9 protein-coding genes are annotated in these 8,127 nt (G+C 72.6%); all 9 read left to right on the plus strand.

Annotation, left to right across the window (positions count from 1 at the left end; translation table 11 throughout):
• Nucleotides 1-515, plus strand: a 515-nt coding sequence (gene tsaE / locus KR546_RS18540; protein ID WP_238446210.1) for a tRNA (adenosine(37)-N6)-threonylcarbamoyltransferase complex ATPase subunit type 1 TsaE, incomplete at its 5' end; no start/stop codon positions are given.
• Nucleotides 515-1,219, plus strand: a complete 705-nt coding sequence (gene tsaB / locus KR546_RS18545; protein WP_238446211.1) for a tRNA (adenosine(37)-N6)-threonylcarbamoyltransferase complex dimerization subunit type 1 TsaB — start codon at nucleotides 515-517, stop codon at nucleotides 1,217-1,219. The genes tsaE and tsaB, both read left to right, overlap by 1 nt.
• Nucleotides 1,216-1,794, plus strand: a complete 579-nt coding sequence (locus KR546_RS18550) for a GNAT family N-acetyltransferase (protein ID WP_238446212.1) — start codon at nucleotides 1,216-1,218, stop codon at nucleotides 1,792-1,794. Before tsaB ends, KR546_RS18550 begins: the two co-directional genes overlap by 4 nt.
• Nucleotides 1,795-2,850: a tRNA (adenosine(37)-N6)-threonylcarbamoyltransferase complex transferase subunit TsaD gene (gene tsaD / locus KR546_RS18555; RefSeq protein ID WP_238446213.1), complete on the plus strand. Its 1,056-nt coding sequence runs from the start codon at nucleotides 1,795-1,797 to the stop codon at nucleotides 2,848-2,850.
• 47 nt (nucleotides 2,851-2,897) lie between these two features.
• The gene (locus KR546_RS18560) at nucleotides 2,898-3,686 is read left to right on the plus strand and encodes a GNAT family N-acetyltransferase (protein WP_238446214.1); all 789 of its coding nucleotides are present in this window, start codon (nucleotides 2,898-2,900) and stop codon (nucleotides 3,684-3,686) included.
• Nucleotides 3,683-4,645, plus strand: a complete 963-nt coding sequence (locus tag KR546_RS18565; protein ID WP_238446215.1) for a glycosyltransferase family 2 protein — start codon at nucleotides 3,683-3,685, stop codon at nucleotides 4,643-4,645. The genes KR546_RS18560 and KR546_RS18565 overlap by 4 nt, the downstream gene beginning before the upstream one ends.
• A 283-nt stretch (nucleotides 4,646-4,928) precedes the next feature.
• Complete coding sequence (groES, locus tag KR546_RS18570) at nucleotides 4,929-5,228, plus strand: co-chaperone GroES (RefSeq protein WP_238446216.1); 300 nt, start codon at nucleotides 4,929-4,931, stop codon at nucleotides 5,226-5,228.
• Nucleotides 5,229-5,315: 87 nt separating this feature from the next.
• Nucleotides 5,316-6,956 carry a chaperonin GroEL gene (gene groL, locus KR546_RS18575; RefSeq protein WP_238446217.1) on the plus strand — a complete coding sequence of 547 codons (1,641 nt, stop codon included), beginning with the start codon at nucleotides 5,316-5,318 and terminating at the stop codon, nucleotides 6,954-6,956.
• A 211-nt stretch (nucleotides 6,957-7,167) separates the two neighbouring features.
• Nucleotides 7,168-8,127: hypothetical protein (locus KR546_RS18580; RefSeq protein ID WP_238446218.1), on the plus strand; the 960-nt coding region annotated here is incomplete at its 3' end.

Below are 8,127 nucleotides of genomic sequence, written 5' to 3' on the forward strand. Positions count from 1 at the left end.
CCCGTCGGCTCGGGCGTGCGCTGGCCCCCCTGCTGGAGACCGGGGACGTGCTCGCGCTGACCGGCGAGCTGGGCGCGGGCAAGACCTGCCTCGTGCAGGGACTGGCCGCAGGCCTGGGCGTCGACGGACCGGTCACCTCCCCGACCTTCATGCTCCAGCGCACCTACCGGGGTCGCCTGCCACTGGTGCACCTCGACGTCTACCGGCTCGAGCACGTCCAGGACGTCCTCGACCTCGGCGACGAGGCCCTCGCCGACGACGTGGTCACCGTCGTGGAGTGGGGTGACACCATCGCCCAGCTGCTCCCGATCGACCGCCTGGACCTGGAGCTGCGCCACGAGGAGGACCTGCTGGCCCGGCCCCCGGCCGACGGCGCCCCGGTCCCCGACCTGACCGACGACCGTCCCCGCATCGTCCACCTGGTGGCGCGGGGAGCATGGGTCGACCGGATCACCGAACTGGCGGCGCCCGGTGACGGCGTCGAGCCGGTGGTCGTGGACGAGGGGACCCCCTGATGCTGCTGCTCGCGGTCGAGACCTCCACGCCGACGTCGTCGGTGGCCCTGCTGGACCGGGACGGCGCGGTGGCGACGGCCAGCCTCGGGCTGCCGCGGCGCCACGGCGAGTTCCTCGCCCCGGCGGTCGTGTTCTGCCTGCAGCAGGCGGGACGGACGGTCGAGGACCTGACCGGCGTCGCCGTCGGCACGGGCCCCGGTCTCTACACCGGCCTCCGGGTCGGGATGGCCTTCGCGCAGGCCCTGGCCCAGGCCCGCCGGCTGCCCGTGGTCGGCCTGCCCGGACTCGACGTCATGGGCTTCTCCGCACGGCACACCGCACCGACGGTGCACGCCGCCATCGACGCACGACGCGGCCAGGTGTTCTGGGCGACCTACCAGCGGGTGCCCGGCGGGGTGCAGCGCGACGGCGACCTCCAGGTCGGGTCGGTCGACGACCTGGTCGCAGAGATCGCCGCCGGTGACCGTCCCGCGTTGATCCAGTCGGGCCTGGAGGGTGACGGCGCGCTCGACCAGGTCGCGGTGCACCTGGCCGCCCGCGTCGACCGTCCGCCGCTGGCGGTGGACCTCGGCTTGCTGGCGATGCCGCGGTTCGTCCGCGAGGAGACGGTGCGACCCGGCGAGCTCGACGCGATCTACCTACGACGTGCCGACGCGAAGATCGGCTGGCAGAGCCGCGGTCGGCTGCAGGGAGGCACGTCGTGACGGCGCTGCGACGGGCAACGCCCGACGACCACGATCACGTGGTCGCACTGCCCGACCTCGGGGGTGCGACGCGACGGCTGCTCGCCAAGGACCTGGCCGGCGAGGTGCCGCGCCACGCCGTGGTCGCGGTCGACGACGGCGAGGTCGTCGGCTTCGCCATGGAGACCCGCCAACCCGACGAGGTGCACCTGCTCGACATCGTGGTCCGCCCCGACCACCGACGCCACGGGATCGGGCGTCGACTGGTGACGGCGCTGGCGGCGCTGGGTGCGGCCGACGGTGCCACCGCCATGACCCTGGAGGCCCGGGTGTCCAACCCCGGTGGCCCGCCGATGTACCGCCACCTGGGCTTCACCGACAGCGGGGTGCGCCCCGGCTACTACCAGGACGGCGAGGACGCCTTCGTGATGTGGCACCACGACCTGGGCGTGCTCGCCCGGGCGGCCGACGCGGACGACCTGTCCGCGCTCGGGGTGGCGTCGGTGGTCGCGCCCCGGCCGACCGGACCGGTGCGGGTGCCCGACCTCGACGAGCTCGAGACGGAGCGCGACACGACGACGGGGAGGGTCGGCTAGATGCTGGTGCTCGGGATCGAGACGTCGTGTGACGAGACCGCGGTCGGCATCGTGGAGGACCGCTTCACGGTCCGTTCCAACGTGGTCGCGTCGCAGGTGGACCTGCATGCGCCCTTCGGTGGCGTGGTGCCCGAGGTGGCCGCCCGGGCCCACCTCGAACTGCTCCAGCCGACCATCGAACGCTCGCTGGTCGAGGCCGGCTGCCGGCTGGAGGACGTCGAGGCGATCGCGGTGACCGCCGGTCCGGGACTGGCCGGGGCGCTGCTGGTCGGCGTCGCCGGTGCGAAGGGCCTCGCGCTGGGTCGGGACCTGCCGCTGCTGGGCGTCAACCACCTCCGCGCCCACGTCGAGGCAGCCCAGCTCGAGTTCGGCGAGCTCGAACCCCCGGTGGTCGCCCTGGTCGTGTCGGGGGGACACACCTCGCTGGTCGTGCTGGAGGAGCCCACCGTGGACGGGGCCCGCCCCGGGTTCCGCCAGCTCGGTTCGACCATCGACGACGCGGCCGGCGAGGCGTTCGACAAGATCGCGCGGTTCCTCGGCCTGGGCTACCCCGGTGGGCCCGAGATCGACCGGCTGGCCCGCTCCGGTGACCCGACCGCCCACGACTTCCCCCGGCCCCTGGCCGGGGACGGGACCTACAACTTCTCGCTGTCGGGTCTCAAGACCGCGGTCATCCGCGAGCTGCGACGGCTGGAGGCCGCCGGCCGCGAGGTCGACCTCGCCGACGTCGCCGCGTCCTTCCAGGAGGCGATCGTCGACGTCCAGGTCGACAAGGCCGTCCGGGCCGCCACCGACCTCGGGATCGACACGGTCGTCATGGCGGGCGGGGTCGCGGCCAACTCCCGGCTGCGGGCCCGGATGGCCGACGCCATGGAGCGCACGGGTGGCCGACTGCTGGTGCCACACGTCCAGCTGTGCACCGACAACGGCGCGATGGTGGCCGCCGCGGGGGCCAACCTGCTCGCGGCCGGCCAGGTCGCGGAGCTGTCGCTGTCGGCGGACCCGAACATGCCGCTGGCCGACCTGCCCCCGGACCCGGCCGGCCCCACGTCGTGACCGGCCCCGCGTGGCGCCGGCCGGAACCGGCGGAGCTGCCACGGTGGGTGGACCGCCTGCGCGCGTACCCGGACGACCGGTTCGGCCCGGCCCGGCACATGTTCGCCCTGGCCTGCCTCGACGGGATGGGTCCGGACGTCGCCCGGGTGGCCACCGACGGCGATCGCTGGGCACTGTGCATCGTGCACCCGGGCGCCACCATCGTGCCGACCGGTGATCCCGAGGTGATGGCCGTGGCGGGGCCGCCGACCCGTCGTTGGCGGTTGTTGATCGGTGACGTCGCGGCGTCGCTGCCCCTGTTGGCCGACGGTGCCTGCCCACCCGACACCCGGGTTCACCACCAGCGCTTCATGCTGGTCGACCGCGACCTGGTGCCGCCGGAGGCGGACCTGCCGGACCCGGGCCTGCGGCGCGCCGTGCCCGCCGACGCGGACGCGGTGACCCGGCTCGCGGTCCAGCTGCACACCGACGACGAGTTCGGTGACCGGGTCTCGCGTGCAGGCCGCCGGGGCTATCGCAGGCGTGTGGTCTCGTCGATCGAGGGTGGCCTGACGTGGGTGTGCGGGCCGGTCGGCGCGCCGGTGGCCAAGCTCGACCGGTCGGTGTCGTCCACGCGCTGGGGGGTGCAGCTGGCCGGCATCGTCGTCGAGCCCGAGGCCCGGTCCCGGGGGATCGGACGGGCGCTGGTCGCCGCGGCGGTGCGCACCGCCCTGGAGCGGTCCGGGGACCTGCCAGTGTCGCTGCACGTCCGTGCGGCCAACACCGGCGCCATCCGGGCCTACTCCGCGGCCGGGTTCGTGGACACCGAGGAGTGGCGCCTGGCGGTGCGGCCATGACCACGACCCCGAGCGTGCCCTCCACCGACGCCGTCGGGCGTCCCGCCACGGTGTCGGTGGTGGTGCCGTTCCGCGACGCGGCCAGCCACCTGCCGGGGCTGCTCGACGCGCTCGGGCACCAGGACCTGTCCGGCGACCGCTGGGAGGTGGTGTTCGTCGACGACGGCAGCTCCGACGACGGGCCAGGTCTCGTCGAGGCGGCCCTGGGCCGGGGCCTGTTCCGGGGACGCCTGGTGTCGTCGCCACCACCGCCGTCGTCCTACGCGGCCCGCAACGCCGGCGTCGGCGTGGCCACGGGCGACGTGCTGGCCTTCACCGACGCGGACTGTCGCCCGTCGCCCGACTGGCTGTCCGCGCTGCTCGCCCGGCTCGGCCCCGCGGAGGCCGACCAGGTCGTGGCCGGCGCGGTCGAGATGACGGTGGACGACCGCCGGAATCCATGGGAGCTGTTCGACGCGGCCGTCCACCTCGACAACGCGGCCGCCGCGACCACCGGCCGGGTGGCGACTGCCAACATGGCCGTGCGGCGTGGGGTGTTCACGTCGGTCGGACCCTTCCCGGAGGTGACGTCGGGCGGCGACCACCTGTGGTCCCGACGAGCCCGGGAACACGGCCACGCCGTCGTGTTCGCCCCGGAGGTCGTGGTGCAACACCCCACGCGCAGCACCCGGGCGGCGCTGGAGGCCAAGCTCGATCGCACCTCCCGGGGCCAGGGCGAGGCAGCCGCCCGGGATCCCGCCCTGCGCACCCCCACGATGCTCCGGGCCCTGGGTCGTCCGCTGCTGGTGCAGCGCCACCTCCGCGTGGCGCGCAGCCCCGACGTCGACGGTGGACTCGGCCTCCGTGCCCGCCTGTTCCTGGTGTCGGTGTGGCTGCGGAGCCGGCAGGTCCCGGCCTACTTCGCCGGCCTGCGCGACGGTGGCAGCGACCACCACAGGGGTGCTGCACACGACGGATGAGGAAACCTGCGTCGATAGCACGCAGGTCCGGCCGCACGGCCCACCCGTCGGATTGCACTCGCCACGCACGAGTGCTAGCGTCGTTGTCACTCTCGGTCAGGGAGTGCAAATCTCATGGATCGCCGTCACGACGTGGCGTGCGCACCGGGATCTCCTCGCTGACCGACCCGCTGCCGGGGGGCAACCCGGCAGGGCGCGACGGCTCCGCCGGACCGCCACGATCCCAGACCTGCAAACCATGCGTCCCTCGCGGGGCGCCGACCAACTCGAAAGGGAGGACACGATGGCAGACGTCAACATCCGTCCCCTGGAAGACCGTGTGCTCGTGACCGTCGACGACGCCGAGCAGACCACCGCTTCCGGGCTCGTGATCCCGGACACCGCCAAGGAGAAGCCCCAGCAGGGCTCCGTCGTCGCCGTCGGCGAGGGCAAGTTCTCGGAGACCACCGGTGAGCGCATCGCCGTGGACGTCTCTGCGGGCGACACCGTGCTGTTCTCCAAGTACGGCGGCACCGAGGTCAAGTACGAGGGCGCGGAGTACCTGCTCCTGTCGGCCCGTGACATCCTGGCCGTCATCGGCTGACGAGGCTGCTGGCCGTGACGCGGCCGCCCCTCGCACCCGACCGACCCATCCCGCAGTTTCGACCACCAACCATCAGGAGGAACGCACATGGCGAAGATCCTCAGTTTCAGTGAAGACGGTCGCCGCCGTCTCGAGTCCGGCGTCAACAAGCTCGCCGACGCCGTCAAGGTGACGCTCGGCCCCAAGGGCCGCAACGTCGTCATCGACAAGAAGTGGGGCGCCCCCACCATCACCAAGGACGGTGTCACCGTTGCTCGCGAGATCGAGCTCGAGGACCCGTACGAGAACATGGGTGCCCAGCTCGCCAAGGAGGTGGCCACCAAGACCAACGACGTCGCGGGTGACGGCACCACCACGGCGACGGTCCTGGCCCAGGCCATGGTCCACGAGGGCCTGCGCAACGTCGCGGCCGGCGCGAACCCGATGATGCTCAAGCGTGGCATCGACTCGGCCGTCGAGAAGGTCGTCGCCGAGATCGCCGGGATGTCCCGCGAGATCGAGACGCAGGACGAGATCGCCCAGATCGCCGGCATCTCGGCCAACAACGACGCCACCATCGGCCAGACCATCGCCAACGCGATGGAGAAGGTCGGCAAGGACGGCGTCATCACCGTCGAGGAGTCCCAGACGTTCGGCATGGACCTGGACTTCGTCGAGGGCATGCAGTTCGACAAGGGCTACCTCAGCCCCTACATGGTGACCGACACCGACCGGATGGAGGCGGTCTTCGAGGACCCCTACGTCCTGATCGTCAACGGCAAGGTGGGCTCCGTCCAGGACCTGCTGCCGCTGCTCGAGAAGGTCATGCAGTCGGGCAAGTCGCTGGTCATCGTCGCCGAGGACGTCGAGGGCGAGGCCCTGGCGACCCTGGTGGTCAACAAGATCCGTGGCACCTTCGCGTCGGTCGCCGTCAAGGCGCCGGGCTTCGGTGAGCGCCGCAAGGCCATGCTCCAGGACATCGCCACCCTCACCGGTGGCCAGGTCATCTCCGAGGAGGTCGGCCTGAAGCTGGAGAACACCACGCTGGACCTGCTGGGCACCGCCCGCAAGATCGTGGTCACCAAGGACGACACCACCGTCGTCGAGGGTGGCGGCTCGGACGAGGACATCTCCGGCCGCATCAGCCAGATCAAGAACGAGATCGAGAACACCGACTCCGACTGGGACCGCGAGAAGCTCCAGGAGCGCCTCGCGAAGCTGTCGGGTGGCGTCGCCGTCGTCAAGGTCGGCGCAGCCACCGAGACCGAGCTCAAGGAAGTCAAGCACCGTGTCGAGGACGCGCTGAGCGCGACCCGTGCGGCCGTCGAGGAGGGCATCGTCGCCGGTGGCGGCACCGCCCTGCTGCAGGCCGTGAAGGTGCTCGACGAGATCGCCGCGGGCCAGGGCGACGAGGCGACCGGTGCCAAGCTGGTGCGTGACGCACTGTCCGCGCCGCTGTACTGGATCGCCAAGAACGCCGGGCTCGAGGGTTCGGTCGTGGTCGAGAAGGTCAAGGAGATGGGTGCCGGCGAGGGGCTCAACGCCCTGACCGGCGAGTACGGCAACCTGCTCGAGCAGGGTGTCGTCGACCCCGCCAAGGTGACCCGTTCGGCCCTGCAGAACGCCGCGTCCATCGCGGGTCTGCTGCTGACCACCGAGGCGCTGATCGCCGACAAGCCGGAGCCCGAGTCCGGCGAGGGTGGCGGCCACGAGCACGGCATGGGCGGCATGGGCGGCATGGACTTCTGAGTCCGACGCCGTCCGGCGCGCAACGCCGTTGACGACCAGCACCACCACAGCACCATCCCTGGGGGCCCCGCCGATCGGCGGGGCCCCCAGACCGTGTGCCGATCGTGTGCGCGACCGTGTGTGCGATCGTGCGCGCGGCCGGGGCCGTTCCCCCCGGTCGACCGGTGCCGCCTCCGAAGAATTCACGAGGTGCGTCGATAACATCGCGCCAATGGAGACTTCATCGCACACCGCCCCTTCGTGGCAGGACAACCTGCTCGACGTGCTGCGCGCACGCGAGCGGATGTGGTTCGTCGCGGCCGTCCTGTTGGTCCTGCTCGGGGCGCTGTTGGCCCTGCTGGCCCCCGGCACGCTGCCACCCACGCTGGTGGTGGGTGCCGCCGTCGGGCTCGCGGCCGTCCTGCTTGCCACCGCGCTCGTCGTGGGGCTCGATGCCTCCGACCTGATCGTGCGGGGCCCGCGACACGTCGCCGCGGCCGGTGGGGTGGTGGCCGGTCACATCTCTCGCTCGACGTCCGACATCGAGGCGCTGGTCGACCTGATCGACGCCCACGCCGCCGAGGGAGGGCGGGCACGGGTCGCGCTGACCCCTGCCTCACGCAGCGCCGGCGTGCCGGGTGCCCGGGCCAACATCGTTGCCGCCGAGCTCGCCGCGCGTGGCGACAAGGTGCTGGTCACCGACCTGACCCGTGGCGGCACGCCCGCGGTCGGACTGTCGGACGTGATCGCCAACGATCGCAAGCTGGCCGACGCGGTCCGCTTCGACGACGAGCTGTACCTGGCCCACCTGGCCGTCGGTTCCGAGCCCGAACTCGCCCTCGAGGGGTTCGCCGAGTGGGCCCAGGGCCTGCCGCCGGACCTCGACGTGCTGGTCGCCGCACTCCCGCCCCTGTCGGAGCCCGGCGTGTTGCCGGCCGTGCAGGGCGTCGAACTGGTGCTCCTGCTCGTCGAGGTCGATCGCACCGAGCGGGTGGACCTGATCGCGTCGCTGGACGCGATCGACGCGGCCGGGGTCCCCGCCGAGCTGGTGCTTGTGGACGCCACCACCGCCGCCGTGCGCGACTCGGCGTCGCCGACCGTCGAGGTGCTGTCGACCCCGGGTTCGGCACCACGCCAGCAGGACCCGCAGGCCTTCGACCTGCAGGAGCGTGACGGCTCCGGCGTGCGCACG

Source organism: Salsipaludibacter albus, from assembly GCF_019798055.1.
Lineage (GTDB): Bacteria > Actinomycetota > Nitriliruptoria > Nitriliruptorales > Nitriliruptoraceae > Salsipaludibacter > Salsipaludibacter albus.

What these genes read in the sequence shown, in the direction of transcription:
- KR546_RS18565 (WP_238446215.1), top strand. Translation starts at nt 3,683, where the DNA reads ATGACCACGACCCCGAGCGTGCCCTCCACCGACGCCGTCGGGCGTCCC.
- groL (WP_238446217.1), top strand. Translation starts at nt 5,316, where the DNA reads ATGGCGAAGATCCTCAGTTTCAGTGAAGACGGTCGCCGCCGTCTCGAG.
- tsaD (WP_238446213.1), top strand. Translation starts at nt 1,795, where the DNA reads ATGCTGGTGCTCGGGATCGAGACGTCGTGTGACGAGACCGCGGTCGGC.
- groES (WP_238446216.1), top strand. Translation starts at nt 4,929, where the DNA reads ATGGCAGACGTCAACATCCGTCCCCTGGAAGACCGTGTGCTCGTGACC.
- tsaB (WP_238446211.1), top strand. Translation starts at nt 515, where the DNA reads ATGCTGCTGCTCGCGGTCGAGACCTCCACGCCGACGTCGTCGGTGGCC.